Here is a 24,088-nt window from a genome sequence, read left to right as displayed (position 1 = left end):
GCTTACTTCACACTTTTGCGGGCTTCGAACAGCTCTTCCGCTTTCTTCACCGAGAAGTCCATCACGTCCTGATAGCCGAGACCGTTAACTTTGTCATGCAATTCTTTGTTCAGCTTATCGAATTCCGCCTGATTTTTGGCGAAGACCATCTTCCAGGAGATCTGCTGGATCACAGTACCGATCTGCTTGTTTTTCTGCTCCAGCGTTTTGTCCATGGTCAGCGGCTCTTTGCCGGTGAAGCCCTGAGGAGCTACGGCGAGCAGATTATTTTTCTCAAAATATTCCTTGGCCGTAAGCACGCCCATCTTCGCTCTCCAGTCACTGTCGAGCTTCGACGGATTGCGTTCCAGTGTGGTCTGCCACAGATTGTGGTCATACGGCTCATTCGTAGCCGGATTCACCATCGCCGGAACCACGAAGGAGAAGTTCATCTGATTCGAGCCGTAATAGTAGTCACCGCCGCCGTATTCTTCGGGAACCTGCGTGTTCTGCTGATCGGCATAAGCCTTCCAGCCGAAGTCGGTCACGACCGGCTTGCCGCTGCTGTCAATATCCCAGGCCAGTCCCTGCGGTCCATTGGAGACTGCCGTTCCGCTGCCTGCCGAGATCATCGCGCCTTCCGGTGTGTACATCCAGTTGATGAACTCCATGATACGTGCCGGCTCTTTGGCCTTGGCACCGATGGCGATAATTCCGTTGCCGCCGTATACGTTGAAGCCTGTGGAGTACATCAGCTCATCCTTGAACGGTACAAGCGCGAACCCTTTGCCTTCTGCGGTTCTCTCCGGTGTATTGTAGTTGGCTGCGCCCAGCCACGGGAACCAGGAGAAGAGCAGGCGCCCGTCCTTGTATTTCGCTACCACATCATCGAACTTCTGGGTAAGCGAGTCCGGGTCAAGCAGGCCCATCTGATTCGCTTCGAAGTAGAGCTTGAGCGATTTCATATACCAGCTGTCCTCGGAGAGGAAGTCATAGTACTTCTCTTCATCCGCTTTGACATACAGCGCGGTATCCGCGATTTCGTCATAGCCCATCATGTTGGCGAACTGCTTCGCCAGCGTCATTTTATAGTTGCCGTCCCAGTCGGACCACAGTGAGAACGCATAGGTTTTCTTTCCCTGCTCATTCTTCGGCTCCAGCTCCTGCATCTGCTTCAGCACCGGGAGATAATCCTCGATCTTGCTGATTTCAGGTGCACCAAGCTGCTGATACAGGTCCCAGCGCAGGTCGGGTCCCCAGGTCATATCCTTGCCCTCGGAAGGTCCTGACGGGTTGGTTGCCACGTTGTTGCCGATACCGAAGACAGAGCTTCCGCCGCCAAAGGCCACTTTAGCCTTCTCGACCGCTTTGGGGAACTGCTTCACGATATCCGCGCCGTATTTGTCCAGCAGGCCGTCCTGCGTCCAGTCCAGCAGCAGCTTTCCTTTGATCGCGTTCGGATAATGATTCTTATCATCCCCGAAGATGATGACATCGCCGAGGTCACCGGAGGCCATCATGGCTGAGATTTTGGTGTCCCCGCCGGTCAGGTTGGAGGCGACAATATCCAGCTCAATGTTGAATTTGTCTTTGATGACTTTGGCGAACCAGCCGATTTGCGGTCCGGCGTAATTGGCCGTTGTCGAGAATACGGTCAGCTTGAGCGGCTTGGAATGGTCCAGCGCCCCGTCTGCCGGAGCCGCTGTCGCCTCTGTGCCGGTGGCTGGCGTGGCTTCGGCCGCCGGCTTATCCGTGCTGGCCGCCGTGCCCGAATTGCCTGAATTTCCGTTGCCTCCGCCGCAGGCTGCCAGAACCAGCACCATTATCGTGCTTAGCAGAAGTAGCGATACTTGTCTAAATCTGAATCTCATTGCTTCATACCCCCTGATATATTAGTTCGGTCAGCCTTTGACGGCCCCGATCATGATGCCTTTGACGAAGAAACGCTGAAAGAACGGATACACAATCAGAATCGGCAGGACTACGATCATCGTTACCGTCATCCGCACCGACGTCGGAGTCTGCATATTCTGGATGCTGGCCGCCATATCCGGTGAATTGCGGATCAGCGCGGCGAGCGAGCTGGATTCGTTCAAATACCGCCAGAGCAGGAACTGCAGCGTGTAATATTTCGTGTCGGTCATCAGGAACGCCGTATCAATGAAGGAGTTCCACTGGTTCACCGCCGAGAAAATCGTAATCGTCGCCAGAATCGGCGTGGTCAGCGGCACAATGATGCTCCAGAATACCCGCAGGTATCCAGCACCGTCCATCGCTGCCGATTCCTCCAGGGAAGGCGGGATTGCCTCCACGAAGGTTTTGACCAGAATAATGTTGAACGGGGTAATAATCGTCGGCAGAATATAGGCCAGATAATTGTTGGTCAGATGCAGATTGTGCATCGTGATGTACCAGGGGATCAGCCCCGCGCTGAAATACATCGTGACCACAATACTGCGGTACCAGATCTGCCGGCCCCACATTTCTTTCTTGGTAAACAGATAGCCGAGAAAAGCCGATGCCCCAACCGTCAGGAACGTGCCGACTACTGTTCTATAGACCGAGACCAGTGCCGCGTGGCTTAGCCCGCTGATCTTCAGCACCTTGAAGTAGTTGTCGAAATGAATCTGCCGCGGATAGAATTTGATATACCCTCCGGCGCTTAGATCATTGGAGCTAATCGTGTTAATGAACAGATAATAGAATGGATAAATACAGCTCAGGGTGAATAATCCGAAGAGCAGATAGATGATTCCCTGAAAGAGGGCATTGCCCGGTTTAAGCTTGTTCCGCATGTGGAATCACCGCCCTTAAATAATGGATTCGTCACGCACAATCTTCGAGAGTGTATTGGCCGCGAACAGCAGGATAACGCTGACCACCGACTTCAGCATGCTGACCGCCGTTGCGAACGGGAAGTTGTTGGCAAAAGCGATATTGTACACGTAGAGGTCCAGCACCTCGATCGTGTCCTTGTTCATCGCATTCTGGAAGGCGAAATACTGCTCCATTCCGTTATTCACAAAGTTACCGATCGAGAGCAGCAGCAGGACGAAGAAGGTAGGAATGATGCCGGGTACCGTGATATGCCAGATCTTGCGGAAACGGCTGGCTCCATCCACTTCCGCCGCTTCATACAGCTCCTGGTCAATTCCGGCAATGGCCGCAAGGTACAGGATCGCTCCCCAGCCCAGCGACTTCCACCAGTACCAGGCGATCATCGTGATCCAGACATGGGAGCTGGAGGCCAGGAAGTTGAAGCCTTCATCCGCGAAGCCGAACTGGACCAGCAGGTGATTCACCACGCCGCTGTCTACGGAGAACAGCGAGAAGGCCAGCGCATAGACGAGAATCCAGCTGATGAAATTCGGAATCGTGGTCAGCGTCTGCACCAGCTTGCGGTACCAGCCTGACCGGACCTCGGTCAGCAGAATGGCAAAGATTACGGGAAACACTGAGGTCACCAGCCCGAGTGAGCTCATCGCAACCGTATTCTTCAGCACCCGCAGCACCTCAGCTGTCTGAGTCGGATTAGCAACAATGGTCCTGAACCATTTCAGGCCGACAAAGGGCGTGTCCGACAGGGGAATGCCGGGAATGAAATCATAGAAGGCATAAATCCATCCGCTTATCGGCAAATAGTAGAAAATAAAAGTGACCGCCAGAAACGGAAGCGCCATGAAAAACAGCTTGTATTTGTTCTGCAGCTTCCTGCGGGGCGGCGGGGCCGGCTCCACACCATGCAGCAGTTCACCAGAGGGTACTCCCATATCGAAATCTCCTATATCCAGATTTTGTTTGCGCTTTCAGTCTAGCAGAAAGCTGCCTGCTATCAGGAGAGAGGAACGGCGCCCGGCGCGTGACAGCGGTAGGAGGCTATCGGACCATTTTCACAGCGCAGATGACCATTTTCACAGCTCAGCGGACCATTTTCTCAAACCTGCAGCCAAAAAAGATGTTGCCCATCAGCAGCACTCCTGCCGATAGACAACACCTGATCTTACCTGAATTGAATGGAGATATTCATGGTATCCATATCCAACTAGCACAATATCAGAACCAGAGATGTACGTTGATGTTGATCCTCTATCGCAGCATGTAATAGTTGTAAAATGTGCAATTAAAAACAGCGAAAAAGCTTGCTTTCATCCTTTAACTGTATTCTGTACAACTAAATCTCCCGAATGGGTGCTAATCGTTCAACATATGGCAGTTTAATTGCACGAAATACAACTAAACCGATAATCGGTTGTAAATCAGATGTTTTAGTTGTACAAAGTACAGTTAAGCCTACCGGAGGAACTACCGTAATCAGGGTCACTGCAACCCCTCAGCAAGCGATTTACCTAAGTGTTCTCACAAGTTTAAATCTGATGTTATACTATCCGGCGAACCGGATCACCGGTCTGCGGCAGCTTATCCGAGCCATCCTGAAGCGAATAGTCCATCGCATCGACCGTGAAGGTCAGTGTATCTATGTAAAACATTAATCCGGTACTGCTGCCCCTACTCTTTGATCAAAGTAATGGATGTCTTCCGTACCCGCAGCGGGGTCATATGCCCGCAATTCCCTGCCGTCAATATCCACTCAATACAGTTTGCCCTCTAGATGATCCCAATGCGGTCCTTCACCAAGCGCAGCCTTGGCATTGGTAACTAATTCAATTTGTCCGTTCAACGGAAATCCTCCCAGCTCTTGCCTCCGCAGCGCTATTGTACTACCGGCTGCCTGCCAACATGACATACACCTGTCCAGTTCAGCATGGTATCCTTCATATAGCAGAATAATAATGACGAGGTGATCCGGTTGAAAGTTGAATGGAGAAAACAAGACAAATCTCTTTACCTGCCCGCTGCCGAACCCGCGCTGATTCAAGTGCCCGCCTATAATTATTTCATACTGCGGGGTGAAGGCAATCCGAATGCTGCGCCTTTCGCTGAAGCCGTCGGCGTACTGTACTCCCTCTCTTATGCCATTAAGATGCTGCCCAAAAAAGGGCCGGAACCGGATGGGTATTACGACTATACGGTCTTCCCGCTGGAAGGTGTGTGGGATCTCAGCGAAGCCGGCCGTAAGAAAACGGTCCTTGATAAAGACGAATTGGTGTACACCCTGATGATCCGTCAGCCGGATTTTGTAACCCCGGAGCTTGCCGCTGAAGTGCTGGAGAAGGTCAAGCACAGCAAGCCGCATCCGCTGCTGCACAAAGCCGCCTTCGATAGCTTCGAAGACGGCCTCAGTGTACAAATGCTTCATACCGGACCTTATGATGATGAACCGCACAGCTTCGCAAGGATGGAACAATATTGTGCGGAGCAGGGGCTGCAGCGGATTTCTCATCTTCACCGGGAAATCTATATTTCGGATGCCCGCCGGGTCCAGCCGGAGAAGCTGAGAACAGTGCTGAGGTTCAAGGTATCACGCCAGAATTAACGCAGTAATTTCACCGGATTCCGTACCGTTGCACTCTTATGAATCTCTAGGGTATCACGGTATTCCACTGTATCGATCTCGCAGCCTGTGCCGATGATAACCCTTCCGCCCCGCACAGTCTGCGCCTGCGTACTCTGCAGCTCAATCTGGTCCCCTTCAATCAGCCGGGCCTGAAAACTCATTTTCTTGCCTTGTCCGGGCCTCAGCAAGGCTCCGGTCCGGTTGCGTTTGATAGAAATGCTGCTGCCGCCGACCGCATCCGCTCTGCAGGGGCCAAACAATCCCAGTTCGAGCTTCCCCGCATTAAGCAGTCCGCTTACCTCAATGATTCCGGTAAGCTGCAGTTCCTCTGCCTCGCAATCTCCGGTAACCATAATCCCGCCGGTTAGTTTGATTTCTTCTATACGCAGCCCGGTGCCTGCCGTGAGCTGACCTTGTCCGCGCAGACTGGCTCCGTCGATCCGCCCCTTAACCTCACACTCTCCGGTAATCTTCATATGCTGCAGCCGCAGATTGCCGTCCACTTTGATCTCTCCGGTCTGGCTGAACTTCAGGCAATCCACATCCCCGGTAAATTTACATTCTCCGGTCACTTTGACATCCTTGAAATGCCCGCCAACAGAACTGGAGGTCCCCAATATCTTCAGATCATTGCGCGTTACGGAATCATGCACCATTCTTCTCCTCCTTCTCCACACGGGCTCCGGGATGTACTGTCAGTCCCGTTCTATATTCGACCCGGCCGATGCTGCAGCCTTCCCCGATAATGACGGTGCCGCCCCGGACCACATCCGCCGTTGTATATTCCAGATCAATATAATCGCCTTCAATGAGCTTGGCGCGCAGCTCCAGTTTGAACTTGGGAATGATCCCTCCTAACAGCCTGCCCCAGGCTGCGGAGCCGGTTTTGCGGATAATCAGGCTCTCCACCCCAATTTCGCCGGCCTCTGCCAAACCATGAAGCCCGAATTCTATCCGCCCTGCACTGAGCAGCCCGCCTACAGTAAATACCCCTTCACCAATCAGCTCCTCAACCTCACAATTGCCTTTCAGCTTCAGCATGCCATCCAGATCACAGCGCTCTCCCCGCAGACTGCCGTCTCCGGTCAGCACACCGTTCAGCTTCATTACACCAGCCTGGAGGTTGCCCTTCAGTCTGAAATTACCGTTAATCTCCACCTCTTCCGCGGCAAGATCACCGTTCATCTTCATTACACCGTCACATTTATAGGTATGCGCGCTCAGCGCTCCGTTAATCTTGCTTACGCCGTTGATATTCACCTTGTTATATTTGCCTCCGGCGGCTGTATTGACCCCATCCATCTGCAAATCCGGCAGCTCCTTCTTCTCCATTGCCAGTCCTCCCATTAGCTTAATCTTACTTTCAATTGTTCCGTCAGATCGGCGAGACTAAGCCTGCTGACTACCCGGACTCCTTCATCGAAGGCCAGCTCTGCCCCGGACAGCGCCAGCAGATAGAAGCTGACCCCCATCTTCCGTACAAAAAACAGCTCCCAGTTCTTTCCCGCAAATCCCGGGGTATGCACTCCAAGTGTCAGATAGAGCCGGTCTGCTTCCTCCAGATTCAGCTCCCCCTTGCTCAGCAGCAGATCTACAGTGAACAGATTCAGAATCTGCTCAAAGGTTAGCTGCATCCCTTCACTGTCCGGCCTGCCGAACCGCTCCAGGCTACTGTTCGAAACAATGTTACGTTCCCTTAGCTGCGCTACTGTTAATATGACCTGATGCTGAGACAACGGCTCTGACAGCTTTCCAGCGAGTTCATCAAGAGAAAGATCATCTTTCTTCTGCAAAATATGCTGCACCCGCCCCAGTATTCGTTCCCGCGGGAAAAAAGTCTCTTGTCCGGTAAACGTGGACTTGCGGATGAACCATTCCTCAGGAATCAATTGTTTCCTCTTCCAGCGGTATAACTGGCCGTATGAGATGCCGGTTTCATCCAGCAGGTCCTTCTTGGATATTAGCTCCTCTTCCATACGATCACTCCTTGCGACCATCGTAACATAACACTGTTACGTTGTAAATAAACAAGCATCTCTTACTCTTTATATACTTTCTTGAATTCATACTGAGGTTCACAGTGGAATTCGGCAGACAAGTCCTGACATCCCTCTCCTCCAGCTTAATAATTCCCCACAGCTTTTCCCTGTCAGTACAAGTTGCCGGTTAGCCGCTGCGGGACTGGCGGAACACGTCAATTTCAATTTCTTACTCTTGATGCGTTACCGGCTGACTTGGGACTTCTTAGAGTCAGGAAGCACTGTAGACGTGTAGACATAAATGTTGTACGTTTTGCAACATTGATTGCTGGATAGCCGGGTGTTCGGGAGGATTGTTGTATGGAATACAACAATATTCCCGATAAGTCGCTTGAATCAGGTGAAATCCTGCACTTTATACAACAATGTTGGATTTGGGCCGGCATATGGAGGGAAATGTTGTATTATGTGCAGCATTTCAGGAAAAGTCAGCTAGAAACATCCGGCTAGGAGAAGCTGCCAGCTCCCTGCCCCGGAAAGCGGATAAACGGGGAAATTCCCGTGACAAAAGCAGCCGCCCGGAAGCGCAACTTTTTACAGGCATTAAGGATTGGTATCATATGATAACCACTGCGGTGAACATTTGGACTTCCGGCCGCTGCCCGCCCCCGGATTACTTGATGATTACCGCTGTTCGCGGTGGAAATCCGGTGACAAAGGCATCAAAAAAACCAGGCAACCCATTGGCTGCCTGGCTACTCCTGCTTACTTCATGACAATAGCTCTATTCCGCGCCGCAATTCGCTGCTTATTGCACATAAGTGTAATGCGGCGAATCGTACTGCGGGCCGGATTTCTCGTAGGTGAACCAATATTCAATGCTGCTGCCGGTGCTGAGGCCGCTTACCGTCTGGCGCCAGGTTCCCGAAGACAGCGTCATGCGGTAATTCAGCTGTGCGCCGCCGTTCACCTTATAGTGGACATCAACGTACAAGGCTGATGTCACTGGTGTGATGAAGATGCTGGCCTCAGCAGCCGATACCTTGGTTACGCCTGCCGTATAATCCGCTGTCACGTGATTCCCGCTGCCGCCGGAAGCATTCGTGGTTACAGTCACGGCATTACTAGCAGCGGAGAGGTTGCCTGCGGCATCGGCCGCTTTTACCGTGAAGGTGTATGCCGTTGAAGCTGTCAGTCCGCTGACGGTTGCAGTAGTTCCGGTAACAGAAGCCGCCTGGGTGCCGCCGCGGTACACGTAATAGCCGGTTACTCCCGTGTTATCGGTGGATGGCGACCAGCTGAGGCTGACCGTCGTGTCTGTTTTACCTGTTGAGGCCAGATTCCCTGGTAACGTAGGGGCTGTAGTATCTCCAGGATTGCTGCCTCCAGTCAGATACTGGCCGGTGAACGGGTTGAACCGGTGCAGCGAGAGGATCAGCCACCCGGTGCTCGATACACAGTTCTGCTGGGCCATCACCCAGTAGCTGTTGCTTGTCCCCTTGAGGGAATAAGGGATTCCGCCGAGCGACGGGCCGCTGGTTCCCTGTTTTTTGATAATCTCCGTGTTGATGGCATTCGCCTTCGTTGTATTTCCCTGCATGTAGTAGGCAAGCGACATAAAAGCCGTTCCCTCCAGCCACACATCCGCCCCCGTATTGCCAATCTGATTGCCGTTGTCGTCATACGCCGGGAGCACTTCATCCGTCCAGTCAAAATCATACCCGGACAGTGTATTTCCGGCATCGTTATAGGTCAGGGTCTGCTTATAGCGCGGATTAGCCAGTGTTCCCGGTGTACCGGCCGCGTTCTCCACATAGGTCAGGCTTGCCCCGTAGTTGCGCGTTCCGTTCAGCCCGAGGGCGAGCACTCCCCAGGGATTCACATCCAGCGGGATTTTGGGATCGATCAGGTTCGTATCATTCTTCCAGCCGCCCTTGAAGCGCTTAGCCGCATCATCCCAGACCACATTGTCCAGGAAGCTCTTCACACCCGTTGCCGCTGCTGTATAGGATGCCGTTTTGCTGGAATCAACAGAAGCATAGTACTGCAGCACGCGGTACAGATCGATATTATGCTCCGTCGAGCTCCAGGGCTCATCCGAATTGCTCCATGCGCTCCAGCCACCGGCGATCCCGCCGTTTGCTTTGGAGTAAGTCAGGCACCAGTCCAGCGCCTTGAGCGCCATCGGACGATAGCGGGTATCATTATACTGCTTCTCATAAGCCATAGCCGCCATGGCCATCCAGGATACAGGTCCGACATGCTTGCGGATTTCTTCGCCATAGCCATTGTTATACCAGTAGGAGTTCAGCCAATAGCCGGACGGGTCCTGAATGTCACGCATTTTGTTCAGCACCTTCTCGGCCCGGGTCCGTTCCCCTTTGACGATGAAAGCGATGGCTGCGACGGCCTGATCATACGTATAGACAATTTGCTTGGGATTGTCCGGACCCCAGAAATCCTCGAAGCTGTCAACCAATCCGTCAAAAGCATAGCCGGCCGTTGCATCCTGCTGCACCTGCAGCCAGGTCAGCGCCCGGTTTGAAGCATCACTTACCGCATCCGCGCGGGCAATACCGGCAGCGGGCAGTGAAGCGCCCAGAATCAGCACGGCGGTCATCAGGAAGAGAATCAGCTTTCTTTTCATCCATATTCCTCCTTGGTCGATCTATTACTAAAGCGTTTTCAAAGGGCGGAAAAGCGGGTGAAGCTATGCCATACCATGGTATTTATCCTCATTCTCAGCTCTGATAGCGCTTTCGTCAATCTAAAACTGGGACATTTTTACTAAATGAGGCGAAACACCCGTTCGCCCCTTTTTTCGACAAAGCGAAAGTCCTGAATAGGTTTCTGCGGAATTCGTTAATATGCATTTTTTGACAGCAAGGCATGCAAAAAAAGCTCCGGAATGTTGATTAACGCTCCGGAGCCTTACTCTTATTTCAGCTGAGCTCTATGAGCGCAGGACACCCTTCTCCCGGGCTTCACGCAGCCACTTGGGATACTCATTAAACAGGCGGTCATACAAATCCTCATCACTGACCTCATCCAGATCGTCCAGCGCAAAGAAATCGGCATTATCGACATAACGGCCCTGCAGATCATCGAGCTCACGCAGCACACCATAGTCCGCATTGCCGAGCCCGACAAACTGCCAGAAGATGTTATGCTTCGAGCTTTGGATCAGCAGCTTCGAGATCTTCGGTGTCTCATAAATTCCGCCGTCACTGAAGAACACAATATAAGCAGGCAGAGCGCCCGGCTCTTCCTTCGTGTACTTCTTGATAATATCAGCCATAACCACCGGCTCATTATTGCCGATGCCCAGCCCGCCGAACATCTTCGGCCCCGGGTATGTTCTCTTCACATAATCCTCGTACCCGTGCTCATCTACACTCGGCATCCGCTTGCTCTTGGTCGCGAAGAACCATACATCCAGCCTGCCGTCGTCATCCATGCTGGCTGCCACGGCCAGAATCCGCTCAAATGCCCGCTGAACAACGCCCCTCGAATACAGCCCGGACATGGAACCTGACGCATCGAACACAACGGCCACCCTGGCCTTCTCCTGCTCCAGATTCTTCTTGCGCAGCGAGATTCCGACCTTCTGCTTCAGCAGGTCAATCTTCGTTAAGTTCAGCGGGGGCCGGGAAGCCGTCTCCTGCGCCACACTTCCCTCGGTTCCGCTATATGTAGCAGCAGCTTCCGTGTGACCCTGCATCACTTCAGCCTCCGTCTTGCTGCTGTTCTCCGGCTCTTCGTCCTCCACCTCGACTCCGTGCGCTTCAGCCAGCGGCTTCAGACCGCCGTGAAACCCCCGGCCGACAGCTCTAAGCTTGAAGCCTTCGCCGTGACGGTATAACTCTGCCAGCACCAGCGAGGTCTCGGCATTACTCTGATTTATTTCATACACCAGCTCCGTGTTGGCCGCAGCCGCACTGATTCTGCAGCCCCTGACATCGGCAAAAGTCCCCGGCCCGTCCAGCGTGGCTGCGAAAACGCATTTGGCAACCGCAGATTGCCGCAGCGCATGCAGGTCAATGGCAAACTCGCCGCTGTACTTGTCGATGGCATTGAACTCTACGATCCGCTTGGGATCGGCGGGCTGGTTGTAGAAGATGAAATAATCATCGGACGTAACCTTGCCGTTCTCCCCGACCATGAAACAGCTGATATCCAGCTCCGCCGGTGAGCTGCTGCAGGAAATCTTCACCGTCGCCTGCGGCGAGGCTTCATCCAGCTTGGCATTGGAGCCGGTGACCAGCTTAACGATATTCAGATTCATGAATGCACTCTCCCTTACTTTCACAAGGTATAATAGATGATTGCAGGATTCCGCTATTTAGCAAAAAGGAGCAGACAACTCCCTGATGAGGATATGTCTGCTCCCAGTTGATCAAGCTTATGATCCGCATATCAGCCGGTCTTAACGGACTGTGGTGCGGCTTGTCCAATGAACTGGACTATAAATACATGATAAGTTACTCTTCTGTCTTGCCTTCATCAGCTGCTTCTGCCGCTGCTGGTTCAGCAGCATCTGCATCAGCAGGCTCTTCAAGGACAAGCGGAGGTGAGATCCGCACGATCAGCGTATCCTCAGGGGTAAGGATCTCCCAGCCTTCATGCTTCGGCAGATCGGAGACCAGCAATTGATCACCGATGTCGAGTCCGCTGATATCCACCTCGAAGGAAGCGGTCAGCTTGTCCGGCAAAGTACGGATATCCAGCTCATAGAGCTCTACCTGCTGGACGCCGCCGCTCTTGACACCGACAGGATCGCCGGTGAAGTGGAACGCAACCTTGGTGTCCAGTTCTGCCTTCATATCAATCTGCTGCAAGTCTACATGGAGCAAGGAACGTGACAGCGGCTGGCGCTGTACTTCCTGAATGACCGCATTTTTGGAGCCTGAACCGGGGAATTCCACTTTCAGGATCGCCCGCGGGTTTTTGCCGAGAATCTCATTCAATGTTTTGGCTTCTGCTGTAAAGGACTGGGTATCTGAACCTGCACCGTAGACGACGACCGGTACAAGGCCTTTGCTGCGCTGGGAAGAGGTAGAGCCGGATCTTTCTGTCAAGCGTACTGTGGTATTCATGATATTCCTCCTAAAGGTTTTTTAGCGGTGCATACTTTCAGGGGCAGCTTCTGATGCTGAACAAAGCTGGCCTGCAAGCATCCGCCAAGTGGTGTCAGCATAGCTGCAAGTGATGGTTCTTCGTACAATACTGGCTTATTGCTCAGGTAATAAAAAACAAGACCAATTAGATGTCTTAAGTCTAATCAGTCTCTTATTAACCATATTTGCCTGCTGTGGAATCAGTATAGCACTGGGAAGTAGGCAAGTCAAAATAGGTGGATATTCAATTTAAATCCATATTTAATATTTATTATACTAAATGACAGGCTACAAAATGTCCTGCGCCAGCGTCCCGGAACAGCGGAATCTCCGCCTTGCAGACCTCTACGGCAAAAGGGCAGCGCGTATGAAATTTGCAGCCTGAAGGCGGATTCGCCGGGCTTGGAATATCGCCTTTCAGCACGATCCGCTCCCGCTTCAGCCGGGGGACCGGCACGGGTACGGCAGACAGCAGCGCCTTCGTATAGGGATGCAGCGGATGCTGGAACAGCTCATCCCTGGAGGCGGTCTCCACCATCGATCCCAGATACATCACGCCGATCCTGGAGCATAGATGCTCCACTACGCTAAGATCATGGGAAATGAACAGATAGGCCAGGCCTTTGCTCTGCTGCAGCTTGCTGAACAGATTGATAATCTGCGCCTGAATTGATACATCGAGCGCCGACACCGGCTCATCCGCAATAATCAGCTCCGGATTCAGGATTAGCGCCCGGGCAATGCCGATCCGCTGGCGCTGTCCGCCGGAGAATTCATGCGGGAAACGGTCGATATGATAAGAAGATAAGCCGCAGGCCACCATGGCCTCCAGCACCAGCTCCCGCACCTCCCCCCTCGTGCATAATCCATGGTCCAGCAGCGCTTCGCCTATTGCATCGCCGACCCTCACCCGCGGATTAAGCGCACTGTAAGGGTCCTGGAAGATCAGCTGCATCTGCGGCCGGATCAGGCGCATGTCCGCAGCGGACAGGCTGTGGATATCCACTCCCTTGAACTTTACCTCACCGTCCGTTTTATCCGTCAGCCGCAGCACTGTCCGTCCCACCGTGCTCTTACCGCTGCCGGATTCGCCCACCAGGCCGAAGGTCTCGCCCGGCTGAAGCGTGATGCTGATGTCGTCCACCGCCTTCACATGCCCCACTGTGCGGCCCAGCAGCCCTTGTTTTACCGGGAAGTACTTCTTCAGAGATTTAACTTCCAGCAGCGCTTCAGACATACACTTCCGCCTCCTCATACAGCCAGCAGGCTACCTTCTGCCCGCTTCCGGTCTCCTGCAGCTGCGGCTGGCGGGTGCGGCAGACGTCCATGCAATGTCCGCACCGGTCATGGAAGTAGCACGAAGGCTCAAGCGCAAGCGGACTGGGCACCTGGCCGGGAATGGAATAGAGCTCCTCCAGACGCTGGCCCATGACGGGCTTGGACTTCAGCAGCCCCCGCGTATACGGATGCTTGGGATTCTGGAACAGCTCTACCACACCACCCTCTTCAACGATCTGGCCGGAGTACATGACGATGACATAATCGGCCATCTCGGCCACTACGCCAAGATCATGGGTAATCAGCAGGATCGACATACCCGAGTCCTCTTTGAACCCGCGCAGCAGATCAAGGATTTGCGCCTGAATCGTCACATCCAGCGCGGTCGTCGGCTCGTCCGCAATCAGCAGCTTGGGCCCGCAGGAGATTGCGATTGCAATCATAATCCGCTGCAGCATGCCTCCGCTCAGCTCGTGGGGATAGCTGCCCATAATCTGTTCCGGACGGGATATCCCCACCTGGGTGATCAGTTCAATAGCCCGGGCCCGGGCTTGCTTCTTGTTCATTCTGAGATGAACCAGGAGCGGCTCCATGATCTGCTCACCAATCCTCATGACCGGATTGAGCGACGACATCGGCTCCTGAAAAATCATGGCGATCTCGTTGCCGCGGATGCTGCGCAGCGTATTTTTGTCCAGCCGGAGTAAATCTTCTCCCCGGAAATCAATGCTCCCCCCGGCAACCTTACCGCCCGGCTCCTCCACCAGCCCCATAATCGACATGGCGGTGACACTTTTGCCGCAGCCGGATTCACCGACAATGCAGACCGTCTCGCCTTCCCGGATACTGAAGCTTACCTCATCAACCGCGGTCACCTTCCCGTCCTCTGTGAAGAACACGGTGCTTAGACGGTCTATATTCATTAAAGGCTCCATCGTTATGGCCACCTACCTCTTCTGTTTAGGATCAAGCACGTCTCTGAGGCCGTCACCAAAGATATTAATCGCAATAACCGTGGCAAAAATCGATAACCCCGGCGGAATCCACAGCCATGGCCGGTCCTGGAAATCGAGGATATTATTCGCCGCGTCAATCATGTTGCCCCAGGTCGGCGTAGGCGGCATAACCCCCAGCCCGAAGAAGCTAAGCACCGATTCACTGAGAATCGCACCGCCGATATTCAGCGTTGCCATGACGATCAGCAGCGGAACAATATTGGGCAGCAGATGGCCAAACAGCTTCCTGCGGTCGCGCAGACCCAGCACCACGGCGGCCTGCATGAATTCGCGTTCCCGCAGGCTGAGCATCTGTCCCCGTACCATCCGCGCCAGCCCCGGCCAGTTCACCATGCTCAGCATGAGCATGACAATGTACATCCGGTAATCCGTCGGAATCTTCCATTCCGAGAGCAGCGCACCGAAGATGAACAGCAGCGGAAGGCCGGGAATAGTCATCAGCAGATCGGCGATCCGCATAATGATCTGGTCCAGCAGACCGCCGTAATATCCGGCAACCGCACCGAGCAGCGCTCCAAGGAACACAGACAGCACCATGGAAGCCAGACCCACCGTAAGAGAGATACGCCCGGCCTGCATGACCCGGGTTAAGATATCCCGTCCCAGCGCGTCTGTCCCCAGCCAATGCTGCAGATTCGGGGCCTTGTTCATCATCGCCATATTGATTTTGTTATCCGTATACGGCGAGAAGAACGGGCCGATGAAACATAACACAAACATAAATAAGACAACCGCGAAGCCCGCCACCGCCAGCTTGTTGTGCAGAAGCCTCCGCAGGGATTGCCGGAACAGGGAAGATTTCCGCAGGTTGACCCTTGGGGCCGTTATTTCACTTACTCTGCTGTCAGCTGCCATAAGATCCTCCCCCTCCTATAACCGGACACGCGGATCAGCCACCCGGTACAGAATATCCGAGAGCAGTGTTCCGATTACGGTCAGAATAGCCAGAAACATCGTGAAGCCCATCAGCAGCGGGTAATCCCTAAGCCCGAAGGACTTCATATACAATTGGCCGATGCCGGGCCAGTTAAAGATTTGCTCGATAATAATCGAACCCCCGAACAGCGCGGGCAGCTCGAAGCCGACCAGGGTAATGGCAGGCAGCAAGGCGTTGCGCAGTGCATGGGTGAACAGCACCTTCCGCTCCTTCAGCCCTTTGGCTCTGGCTGTGCGGATATAGTCCTGCTTGAGAACATCGATCATATTGCTGCGGAAATAACGGGTTAATGAGCCCAGACCCAGCAGCGTCATGACGATGACCGGCAGGGTCATATGATGCACCACTTCTTTGAAGTAGGCGAACCCGGTGGCATTGCTGCCCGTAGTCATCATTCCCCCCGGCGGCAACCATTTCAGGTCAACGGCCAGAATTTTGATCAGAAACAGGCCGATGAAGAATGACGGGAGCGACATCGCCGCGAAGATCGCAATCATTACCAGCGTGTCGAACCAGGAGTATTGCTTATAGGCAGAAATGACGCCGATGATCACAGCAATCAGCCAGGTGAGGAACGTAGAGACAGCGGCCAGCAAAAAAGAATTCCAGATATAATCACCGAACAGCTGAAGCACCGGCTTCTGCTGGGCAAGTGAATATCCGAAATCCCCGTGAAAAGCATTGTTCATCCAAGTCCCGTAACGTTCCAGCACCGGCTTGTTCAGGCCGTAAATCTCCCGCAGCTCCGCTTTGCGCTCTGCAGTCAGCTTAATATTTCCGGTAATGAAATCACCCGGGGTAAGTGCATACAGGCAGAAGATCAGCAGCGATGCGGCAAACAGGATGATCAGCATATACAGCATTCTTTTGGTCAGATAAGTGCTCATGATCGGCTCCTTAGGATTCATCCCCTGCCCATGACGCAGGCAGGGGATGAACAATTCTTTATTTCAGAGTCCAGTTTGGCAGGCTGCCGGCAAGACCGATGAACGGACTGACCGATAGATTCTGGATGCGGCCGTTATAGGCATATACTGTTTTCTTGTAGTTGGTGAAAATAATCGGCAGTTCATCGTTGAACAGCTGATACAGCTCTTTATAGACTGCTTTGCGCTGTTCAATATCTGTAGTTGCCAGCGCTTTGTTGTACAGCTCCACGAATTTCGGATTCTCATAATCGGTGATTTCACCGTCGAAGAACTGCATGAAGCCGTCCGCCGGATCAGTCAGCATACTGGTGGAGTAAGACACGAGATCATAATCCCCGCTCTCCGTCTTGGAGACCAGCGAGTTGAAGTCAGCGAAGATTTCCGGCTGGAAGTCGATGCCGAGCGCAGCGAAGTTCTCTTTGGCCACCGCGATGAAAATATCCGAGTTCTTGCTCTTGCTCGCCAGATAATGAATGCTCAGCGGCTTCCCGTCCTTCTCGCGGATACCGCCTGCCCCTACGCTCCAGCCTGCCTCATCCAGCAGCTTGTTCGCTTGGTCCGGATCATATTTATAAGGGTTGATCCCTTCTTCTGTATAGGACCAGGAGATCGGCGAAGCCGGAATGTTGGCCACAGCACCCGCGCCTTCAGCAGCATCTACATAGATGCTCTGCCGGTCCAGTCCATAGGCAATCGCCTGTCTGACCCGCTTATCCTTCAGCTGCTCATGCTTCAGGTTGACCTGCATGTAGCCGTAAGTGCTTGGGGTATACGGAAGTATGTTCACATAACCTAGTTCCTTCAGCTTCCCGATATTTTCTTCCGTAGCCGGGAAGGATGCGTAGTCCACCTCACCCGTCTCAAGGAACTGCCAGGCATCGCCGGTCGTTGTTTTGTAGATAAAGTGCTCTGTCTTCGGTTTGCCTTTGAAGTAGTTCTCATTGGCTACAAGACGGACCTCTTGTCCGGGAATGAATTTCTCCAGCTTATAAGGGCCGTCGCCCAGCGGCTTCTCATGCAGCTTCTTGATATACTCCAGCTGGCCGAACTTATAGTCCTTGCCATAGTAAGCCTTCGACAGCACATTGGAGCCGAGAGTCACCAGCGCCGTAGCATTGGGCTGTTCCAGCGTAACCGATATTGTCTGCGGATCAATGACTTTAATGCCATCTATAGACTCTGCAGTTCCGGCTTTGTAAGCTTCGCCGCCCTTCACCTTCAGCGATGGAAGTGATGAGCCTCCGTCATAAGCTTTGTCGTACTGGATCGTCCAGGTGAACGCCACATCATCCGCAGTGAGCGGTGAGCCGTCACTGAACTTCAGGTCTTTGCGCAAGTGGAACGTATATGTAAGCTGATCCGCCGATACCTCCCAGCTCTCGGCAAGCTCCGGAGTTGGCACACCCTTGTCATCTACCGTCACGAGAGACGCATAGAGCAGTGAGGATACATTGCCGTCATAGCCGCTCTCCTGGAAATAAGGGGTGAACGCCCCGCTCGGATCAGTAAGACCAACGATGATCGTATCGGTGCGCTTCTGGGCGACTGCGGGCAGCTTCGTAAGATCGGTTGCTGTAAAAGGCTCGCTGAGCGCACCGGCAGGTACAACCGCCGGGGATGCCGGTGCTTCCGTACCGCCAGCCGCTGCACCCGGATCAGCTGTTGCTGCCGTGTTTGCAGGGGTGTCCGTGGATGCTGCATCCGTGTTGCCGTTCTCCGAGCACGCGGACAGCAGCAGGGATCCTGCGATTAACAATGAGGATAATAAAAGCGTACTTTTTCTCATGACATCATCTCTTTTCTCTCCATTTTATAAATGCTAACAATTCCTACCCACTAAGTATGATTAAAGACCGATAGTTCACATTATAGAAAGTAAAAGTTGTTCTGTAAAGAGAGAACTTGAAATTAATTCTTCCCGAACAGAATAAAATTGGATGATCGAAGCAAAAAAGCCAAAATCTTCTCCATAACAGAGAAGACTTTGGCTCTGGTGAGGTACAGGAATATTAGGCAACGCTATATTTACTTCAAATAAGTAAACAGCTGTTCATTCATCTGCTGAATCCCCTCAAGCCGCAGACTGTAAGAGGTGACGTTCTCTCCTTCGATATAAGCATTGAGCAGACCAGCGCTCCGGAGACTGGAGATATGATCATGGACAATGCCCTTGGACAGGCCGGCCTGTCTGGCAATTTCCGTGAACGATTTGCGTTCTCCGCCCAGTGACTTCAGGATCTTCAGCCGGCTCTTCTCGCCCAGACTGCGGAGTGTCCGGTGCATGGACGGCGAGATTTCCTCTTCAGCAATTTGAATTTTCCCGGCATAGTGACAGATCGTCAGCGGACCAAAATTATAGATAATATTGATCGGCTGGAAGTGAAACTGCGGGATCAGCACAAGCCTGCGCAGACCATCACCCGGCATGAAATAGAATCCGTTTGTAGTCTTATTCACAAAATCGGCTACCGGGCTGCCGGCCAGCGCCTGTCTCCGTTCCTCCGCATGCTGCTGCAGCTTCTTCATGATGTCCGGACTACAGCTGCTGAAGTATTGCCGGTTCCACTCCGACAGCAGGAAGACCATGCGGCTGCGGTACTGCTCCATTTGTACCGGGAATACACTGACATAACCTGCGAGAGCCTCGTACATCTCTCCTACGGACAGGCCTTCCAGCCACTCCAGCACACGCTCCACGCTGTCTTTGTCCGGACACAGATAGATCAGCAGATTAAGCAGCTTCCAGTCATTGTCGAGATCTGTCTCCTCCAGTGCTTCCAGAAGTTCGGGGCTTAAGCCGCGTGATATTTCTGCCGCCCAGGGTGTACCCAGATCTATCTTTTTACTTCCCTTCTTGCATATAAACGTATGTATACTGCTGATTAATTCATATACCGGCTGAAAATGAACCTCAACCTCATAATCCATGGCTATTCCTCCTGATGCAACTTCTATTCGTTACAGCGTTAGTGCCTTAATCTTAGGGCATAGGGAAGCCAATGTGCAAGTCATTACGCTTTTACTGACCTTGTATGGAATACGCATGTTATATTGCTGGCATTCCTGCCATGCCTTTTCTCGCTTTTTGCCGGGCAGGGTAGTAAAATATAGGCAATACACCGGAATGGAGTGAAGAAACATGGAACAGATTGCTAAGGGAGAAGGACGTTTCTATATAGCTGGTGACGGTAAGGACCTTGCCGAGATTACATACAGAACGGAAGAGGCTACAGGTAACCTCGTGATTGATCATACCTATGTCTCCGAAGAGCTGCGCGGTCAGGGTGCCGGGGAGAAGCTTGTGCGGGCGGTCGTTGACCTGGCCCGGGAAGAGAAAGTTAAAATTGTGCCTGAGTGCCCGTATGCGGCCCATCAATTCGAGAAGCACACGGAGTACCGGGATCTGCTGACATAGGGGGAAGATAGATTGACTACGGCTGATACACTGAAAGAAATTGAAGAACTGCAGCAGCGCTGCGAGCAATACGAAGGCATCACACTCAAACTGAATTGGGACATGCTGAGGCTCCCGGCGGGAACAGGCGGAGTGGAATGGCTGGTGACCTATGAAGAGGAGCTGCTGGTCGGCTTCATCGGGTTATACAATATCGGCGGAGACATGGAAGTCTGCGGCATGGTACGGCCGGGATACCGCCGCCGGGGCATCTTCAGCTCGCTCTGGCAACGGGCGCAGACCCTCATCTCACGCAGTAAGATTAAGACGCTGCTGTTGAATACGCCCGCGGCCTCAGCCTCAGGTACTGCTTATCTGAAGACACTGCAGCTGGAATTCAGCCACGCGGAATTTCAGATGAAATGGGATGGCGCAGCCAGGAATCGGGGGGCCTCTGAAGCAAGTTCAGCCGCCGGTAACGTTATGCTCCGGCCTGCACGTGCAGACGAGACTCCGGTATTAATCGCCTTCGACTGCGACGGATTCAACATGACGGAGGAAGACGCCGCCGAAACGTACACGCAGCTTGAGCTCGAAGGCTCCCAGGAGCATATCATCATTGAGATGAACGGCCAGCCAGCCGGCAAAATGCGGCTGTGGTCCGAGGACAACGAGACCTGGATCTATGGCCTTACCGTAGACAAGAATCTGCGCGGCCTCGGCATCGGCCGGAGTGCCCTGATGCAGACTATTGAACGGGAACGGCGGAATTACAACGGTGTGAACCTCGAGGTTGCCCTTGATAATCCCAATGCGCTGAAGCTCTATGAGAGCTGCGGGTTCGTCATTCTGAACCAGCAGGATTACTACCGTGCTGCGCTCTGAACCCTAAGGCCAGCCTAGCCGGCCGGTTCAACAACAGATACTAATTGCATTTAACAAATCACGAAGCATTCTTTCCTAAGGGCCGGATCAGCCCTCAGGCAAGGATGCTTTTTGTTGTTTTTTGATGTCCTTATGTTACCTCAAGGTACCTATATGACCTCAAAGTGCGTACTGTTCAGCACTCCTGCGGCAATACATAATGATGGCATACTTTGGCGAAGGAGAGCTGCACATGAACCCTTTGGATTCAGACTTACGTAAAACAGCACTTGTAATCGGCGCGAACGGCGTCATAGGGCGCAACCTGATTGATCATCTGGCTGCGCTTCCCGATTGGGATATCATCGGCGTGTCGCGCCGCGGAGGGCTGGACACCAGCCGTGTGCGTTATATAGCTGCGGATTTACTCGACCCGTCGGAGAGCCGGCGGAAGCTTGGCGGTCTGGCGGAGGTGACGCATATTTTCTATGCCGCCTATCAGGACCGGCCTACCTGGGCAGAGCTGGTCGCTCCTAATCTGGCTATGCTTGTTCACGCAGTTGAAGCTGTTGAACCTGCGGCGCAACGGCTTCAGCACATCAGCCTCATGCAGGGATATAAGGTATATGGCGCGCATCTTGGCCCGTTCAAAACACCGGCACGCGAAACCGATGCCAATCATATGCCGCCGGAATTCAATATTGCGCAGCAGGATTATCTGGAAGAGAAGCAGTCTGGCAAAAGCTGGACCTGGTCGGCGCTGCGGCCTTCCGTCGTCTGCGGATATGCTCTCGGCAATCCCATGAACCTGGCGATGGTAATCGCCATTTATGCCTCCATGTCGAAGGAACTGGGAATTCCGCTGCGCTTCCCCGGCAAGCCGGGCGCCTATCACAGCCTGCTTGAGATGACAGATGCCGGTCTGCTGGCCAGAGCAACGGTGTGGGCAGCAACGGAACCGCGCTGTGCCAATCAGGCCTTCAATATTACCAACGGCGATCTGTTCCGCTGGAACGAGCTATGGCCCAAGATTGCCTCCAGCTTCGATCTGGACACGGCGCCCCCGCTCCCGATGTCCCTCTCAATGGCCATGCAGGACAAAGAGCCGCTCTGGAACCGGATGGTCGAGAAATACGGGCTGGAGCCGAACAGCTATGCTAGTGTCTCCTCGTGGGCCTTCGGTGATTTCGTATTCTCCTGGGACTATGATTTCTTTGCCGACAGCACCAAATCCCGCCGCGCAGGGTTCCTTGAGTTTATGGATACGGAAGCCATGTTTATGGACATCTTCGCGGATCTCCGCCACCGCAGGATCATTCCTTGATCCGCCGCAAACAGCCGGTCTCTGAAATTCAGAGACCGGCTGTTCTATTCTTCCTTCTGCGGTTGAGAGAGCACGACTGCCGTGTCTCCGTACACTCTATCGACATGGGTATCGCCCCATCTGCACATCAGATGCAGAATCTCCTTGAGGCTCCAGCCGTAGTCGGTCAGCTCATACTCCACTTTGGGAGGCACCACATTATACGAGGTTCTTGTGATTACCCCGTCCGCTTCCAGCTCCCGCAATTGCTGCGTCAGCACCTTCTGTGTAATGAACGGCATCTGGCTGATGAACTCCCCGTTGCGCTTCTTCCCAAAGGTGAGCAAGAACAAAATGACCGGCTTCCACTTGCCCCCAATCACTTCGAGTGTTGCTTCCACTCCGGTGTTGTAGGTTCTAATTCCTTCAGACATAAGCCAAGGACACCTCCTGTGGCTTAACCATATCTTCTTTGAACGCCCCCTGCAAGGATTACGATGAAGTTCTCCTGTCTACATCAGGCCGTATCCGCGAAGGATAGGCTCATCCCGGTCGTTCCTGCGGCTGCCATATTTCATGCAGCCTTCCGCATGCTCTTCCCGTTCCAGGAACACAGACAGCAGGCGCACATAGTCGAGCGACTCCTGAAGCGGGATACCTGCTCCGTCAAAGATATGCCGCCGTCCATCCAGAAGCGAATAGATTCCGATTGTTTCTGCCGGTTTCCCATAGGCCTGATGACAGAAGACGCTGGCCATATGCAGAAAGCCGGTGATGACATCTTCATTCCCGCTCACCATGAATTTCTGGATATTCAGACAACGCCCCTCCTGCCCCGAGCTCCAGGCGAGCTGAAAAATCATCGCCAGTTCAATTTCAAGCTCCGGCACAGGAACATGCCACTGTTCATACAACATCACCGGAATCTCACCGGTGTGATTGCCGGCAACAATCCGCATCAGCTCATCGGCAACTGCTTGCTTGATATCCCAATAATGCATCAGGGAAGGAAAAGCATGACCCTTCGGCGGCCAGCGGCGCTCCAGCAGAAATTGCACAGGCGTCTCCCGGCGCACCTCAGGCTGCAGACTGTAGAAGTCATTAAGCGTATGTCCGACCGCGTACTGGACCTGCTGTCTCCAGCGGGGAACTCCCGTGGCCGGAGCTCCGCTGCCGTTCATCTCCGCTCCGCCCAGCATGATATGCTCCATCCGGAAATCATTCAGCCTGCTGTAGCGGACAGTCCCTGCATCCTGCATCTTTCCTGCGAAGCATCCTGCCCCGGCGCCCATCCTTAAGAAACCGCCGCGCAGGTCTCAATGAACTGGCGTCCGAAGCTGCGGCAGGCGTCTTTCTCTGCTGCGTTCGGCCCGTACTCAATCTTCAGGCTGGCCTGTACGATCTCGGCACCGCGTTCCTTCAGCTTCTCTTCAATCTGATCAACCGCTCCGCAGTAGATTTCATAACCGGTATCTCCGCTTCCGAAGGCGGCAGCCTTGCAGGAGCTGAGGTCGAGCTCATCCATCTCTTCATAGAAGTCAAGGAATTCATCCGGCAGCTCGCCGTCCCCCCATGTATACGCACCCAGCAGCACAGCCTCGTAAGCCTTTATCTCATCGGCATTGCAGTCAGTGACCGATTTCAGTACGGCCTCTCCGCCTGCCTGGCGTATTCCTTCCACAATCAGTTCAGCGATTTCCTCCGTATTGCCTGTCAGGCTGGCATATGCCACTAGCACCTTAGCCATCACTCTGTCCTCCCAAGGTAAATATGAAATGTATTCTGTATAGTCCATCTCAAAAGGCAACCATGTTTTGCTAATCTCATTCTATTTGAT

24 protein-coding genes are annotated in these 24,088 nt (G+C 53.3%); 6 read left to right on the top strand and 18 right to left on the bottom strand.

Features of this window, described 5'->3' with window-relative positions; all coding sequences use genetic code 11:
- Positions 1-2 precede the first annotated feature (2 nt).
- Genes MHI42_RS33820 through MHI42_RS33810 form a run of 3 tightly spaced genes read right to left on the bottom strand, consistent with a single transcriptional unit; the run spans position 3 to position 3,749 of the window.
- The gene (locus MHI42_RS33820) at positions 3-1,850 is read right to left on the bottom strand and encodes an ABC transporter substrate-binding protein (RefSeq protein ID WP_171716603.1); all 1,848 of its coding nucleotides are present in this window, start codon (positions 1,848-1,850) and stop codon (positions 3-5) included.
- Between the two features lie 30 nt (positions 1,851-1,880).
- Positions 1,881-2,774, bottom strand: coding sequence for a carbohydrate ABC transporter permease (locus tag MHI42_RS33815; protein WP_171716604.1), 894 nt, complete (start codon positions 2,772-2,774; stop codon positions 1,881-1,883).
- Between the two features lie 15 nt (positions 2,775-2,789).
- Entirely contained in the window at positions 2,790-3,749 is a 960-nt protein-coding gene (locus MHI42_RS33810) for an ABC transporter permease subunit (RefSeq protein ID WP_042138501.1), read from the bottom strand.
- Positions 3,750-3,838: 89 nt separating this feature from the next.
- On the opposite strand from MHI42_RS33810, the gene MHI42_RS33805 reads away from it, so the two are divergent.
- Both MHI42_RS33805 and MHI42_RS33800 read left to right on the top strand, forming a co-directional pair.
- Positions 3,839-4,081, top strand: coding sequence for a hypothetical protein (locus MHI42_RS33805; RefSeq protein WP_342422012.1), 243 nt, complete (start codon positions 3,839-3,841; stop codon positions 4,079-4,081).
- A 696-nt stretch (positions 4,082-4,777) separates the two neighbouring features.
- Positions 4,778-5,413 carry a GyrI-like domain-containing protein gene (locus MHI42_RS33800; protein ID WP_342422011.1) on the top strand — a complete coding sequence of 212 codons (636 nt, stop codon included), beginning with the start codon at positions 4,778-4,780 and terminating at the stop codon, positions 5,411-5,413.
- Here MHI42_RS33800 and MHI42_RS33795 read toward each other — a convergent pair.
- The 3 genes from MHI42_RS33795 to MHI42_RS33785 are packed head-to-tail and all read right to left on the bottom strand — an operon-like array spanning position 5,410 to position 7,410.
- Positions 5,410-6,090, bottom strand: coding sequence for a hypothetical protein (locus MHI42_RS33795; protein ID WP_042138507.1), 681 nt, complete (start codon positions 6,088-6,090; stop codon positions 5,410-5,412). The two genes, MHI42_RS33800 and MHI42_RS33795, sit on opposite strands and share 4 nt — an antisense overlap.
- Positions 6,080-6,766 carry a hypothetical protein gene (locus MHI42_RS33790; RefSeq protein WP_342422010.1) on the bottom strand — a complete coding sequence of 229 codons (687 nt, stop codon included), beginning with the start codon at positions 6,764-6,766 and terminating at the stop codon, positions 6,080-6,082. Before MHI42_RS33790 ends, MHI42_RS33795 begins: the two co-directional genes overlap by 11 nt.
- Before the next feature lie 14 nt (positions 6,767-6,780).
- Positions 6,781-7,410 carry a YhbD family protein gene (locus tag MHI42_RS33785; protein WP_342422009.1) on the bottom strand — a complete coding sequence of 210 codons (630 nt, stop codon included), beginning with the start codon at positions 7,408-7,410 and terminating at the stop codon, positions 6,781-6,783.
- A 363-nt stretch (positions 7,411-7,773) separates the two neighbouring features.
- Between MHI42_RS33785 and MHI42_RS33780 the strand changes: the two genes are divergently transcribed.
- Positions 7,774-7,923 carry a hypothetical protein gene (locus MHI42_RS33780; protein ID WP_342422008.1) on the top strand — a complete coding sequence of 50 codons (150 nt, stop codon included), beginning with the start codon at positions 7,774-7,776 and terminating at the stop codon, positions 7,921-7,923.
- 298 nt (positions 7,924-8,221) lie between these two features.
- Here the strand turns inward: MHI42_RS33780 and MHI42_RS33775 are convergent, their stop codons facing one another.
- From MHI42_RS33775 to MHI42_RS33735, 9 genes are all read right to left on the bottom strand, one after another.
- Positions 8,222-10,060, bottom strand: coding sequence for a fibronectin type III domain-containing protein (locus MHI42_RS33775; RefSeq protein WP_342422007.1), 1,839 nt, complete (start codon positions 10,058-10,060; stop codon positions 8,222-8,224).
- A gap of 306 nt (positions 10,061-10,366) precedes the next feature.
- Positions 10,367-11,698 (bottom strand): VWA domain-containing protein, encoded by a 1,332-nt coding sequence (locus MHI42_RS33770; RefSeq protein ID WP_342422006.1) that lies wholly within the window; start codon positions 11,696-11,698, stop codon positions 10,367-10,369.
- A 196-nt stretch (positions 11,699-11,894) separates the two neighbouring features.
- Positions 11,895-12,509, bottom strand: a complete 615-nt coding sequence (locus MHI42_RS33765; protein ID WP_171716613.1) for a 50S ribosomal protein L25 — start codon at positions 12,507-12,509, stop codon at positions 11,895-11,897.
- 292 nt (positions 12,510-12,801) lie between these two features.
- Positions 12,802-13,767 carry an oligopeptide/dipeptide ABC transporter ATP-binding protein gene (locus tag MHI42_RS33760; protein WP_171716614.1) on the bottom strand — a complete coding sequence of 322 codons (966 nt, stop codon included), beginning with the start codon at positions 13,765-13,767 and terminating at the stop codon, positions 12,802-12,804.
- A complete protein-coding gene (locus tag MHI42_RS33755; RefSeq protein WP_342422005.1) occupies positions 13,760-14,743 on the bottom strand; it encodes an ABC transporter ATP-binding protein in 984 nt (327 codons plus the stop codon). Before MHI42_RS33755 ends, MHI42_RS33760 begins: the two co-directional genes overlap by 8 nt.
- Positions 14,744-14,755: 12 nt before the next feature.
- Positions 14,756-15,679 carry an oligopeptide ABC transporter permease gene (opp4C, locus tag MHI42_RS33750; RefSeq protein WP_340986372.1) on the bottom strand — a complete coding sequence of 308 codons (924 nt, stop codon included), beginning with the start codon at positions 15,677-15,679 and terminating at the stop codon, positions 14,756-14,758.
- 15 nt (positions 15,680-15,694) lie between these two features.
- Positions 15,695-16,648, bottom strand: a complete 954-nt coding sequence (locus MHI42_RS33745; RefSeq protein ID WP_042138520.1) for an ABC transporter permease — start codon at positions 16,646-16,648, stop codon at positions 15,695-15,697.
- Positions 16,649-16,706: 58 nt separating this feature from the next.
- Positions 16,707-18,476, bottom strand: a complete 1,770-nt coding sequence (locus MHI42_RS33740) for an ABC transporter substrate-binding protein (RefSeq protein ID WP_342422004.1) — start codon at positions 18,474-18,476, stop codon at positions 16,707-16,709.
- A gap of 239 nt (positions 18,477-18,715) precedes the next feature.
- On the bottom strand, positions 18,716-19,618 hold the full coding sequence (locus tag MHI42_RS33735) for a winged helix-turn-helix domain-containing protein (RefSeq protein WP_342422003.1): 903 nt from the start codon (positions 19,616-19,618) through the stop codon (positions 18,716-18,718).
- A 211-nt stretch (positions 19,619-19,829) separates the two neighbouring features.
- Between MHI42_RS33735 and MHI42_RS33730 the strand changes: the two genes are divergently transcribed.
- The 3 genes from MHI42_RS33730 to MHI42_RS33720 all read left to right on the top strand — a co-directional run bounded on the left by MHI42_RS33730 (position 19,830) and on the right by MHI42_RS33720 (position 22,272).
- A complete protein-coding gene (locus tag MHI42_RS33730; protein ID WP_039309214.1) occupies positions 19,830-20,105 on the top strand; it encodes a GNAT family N-acetyltransferase in 276 nt (91 codons plus the stop codon).
- Positions 20,106-20,117: 12 nt separating this feature from the next.
- Complete coding sequence (locus MHI42_RS33725; protein ID WP_342422002.1) at positions 20,118-20,969, top strand: GNAT family N-acetyltransferase; 852 nt, start codon at positions 20,118-20,120, stop codon at positions 20,967-20,969.
- Positions 20,970-21,201: 232 nt separating this feature from the next.
- Positions 21,202-22,272: an SDR family oxidoreductase gene (locus MHI42_RS33720; RefSeq protein WP_342422001.1), complete on the top strand. Its 1,071-nt coding sequence runs from the start codon at positions 21,202-21,204 to the stop codon at positions 22,270-22,272.
- 44 nt (positions 22,273-22,316) lie between these two features.
- On the opposite strand, the gene MHI42_RS33715 is transcribed toward MHI42_RS33720, so the two are convergent.
- From MHI42_RS33715 to MHI42_RS33705, 3 genes are all read right to left on the bottom strand, one after another.
- Positions 22,317-22,685 (bottom strand): helix-turn-helix domain-containing protein, encoded by a 369-nt coding sequence (locus MHI42_RS33715; RefSeq protein ID WP_342422000.1) that lies wholly within the window; start codon positions 22,683-22,685, stop codon positions 22,317-22,319.
- A 78-nt stretch (positions 22,686-22,763) separates the two neighbouring features.
- Positions 22,764-23,510: a hypothetical protein gene (locus MHI42_RS33710; protein WP_342421999.1), complete on the bottom strand. Its 747-nt coding sequence runs from the start codon at positions 23,508-23,510 to the stop codon at positions 22,764-22,766.
- 35 nt (positions 23,511-23,545) lie between these two features.
- Entirely contained in the window at positions 23,546-23,998 is a 453-nt protein-coding gene (locus MHI42_RS33705) for a flavodoxin (protein ID WP_039309205.1), read from the bottom strand.
- Between the last annotated feature and the right edge of the window lie 90 nt (positions 23,999-24,088).

This window comes from Paenibacillus sp. FSL E2-0178, assembly GCF_038593005.1.
GTDB lineage: Bacteria > Bacillota > Bacilli > Paenibacillales > Paenibacillaceae > Paenibacillus_AQ > Paenibacillus_AQ phytohabitans.
The sequence above is the reverse complement of the archived record's forward strand: the minus strand, read 5'-3'. Positions and strand labels throughout refer to the sequence as shown.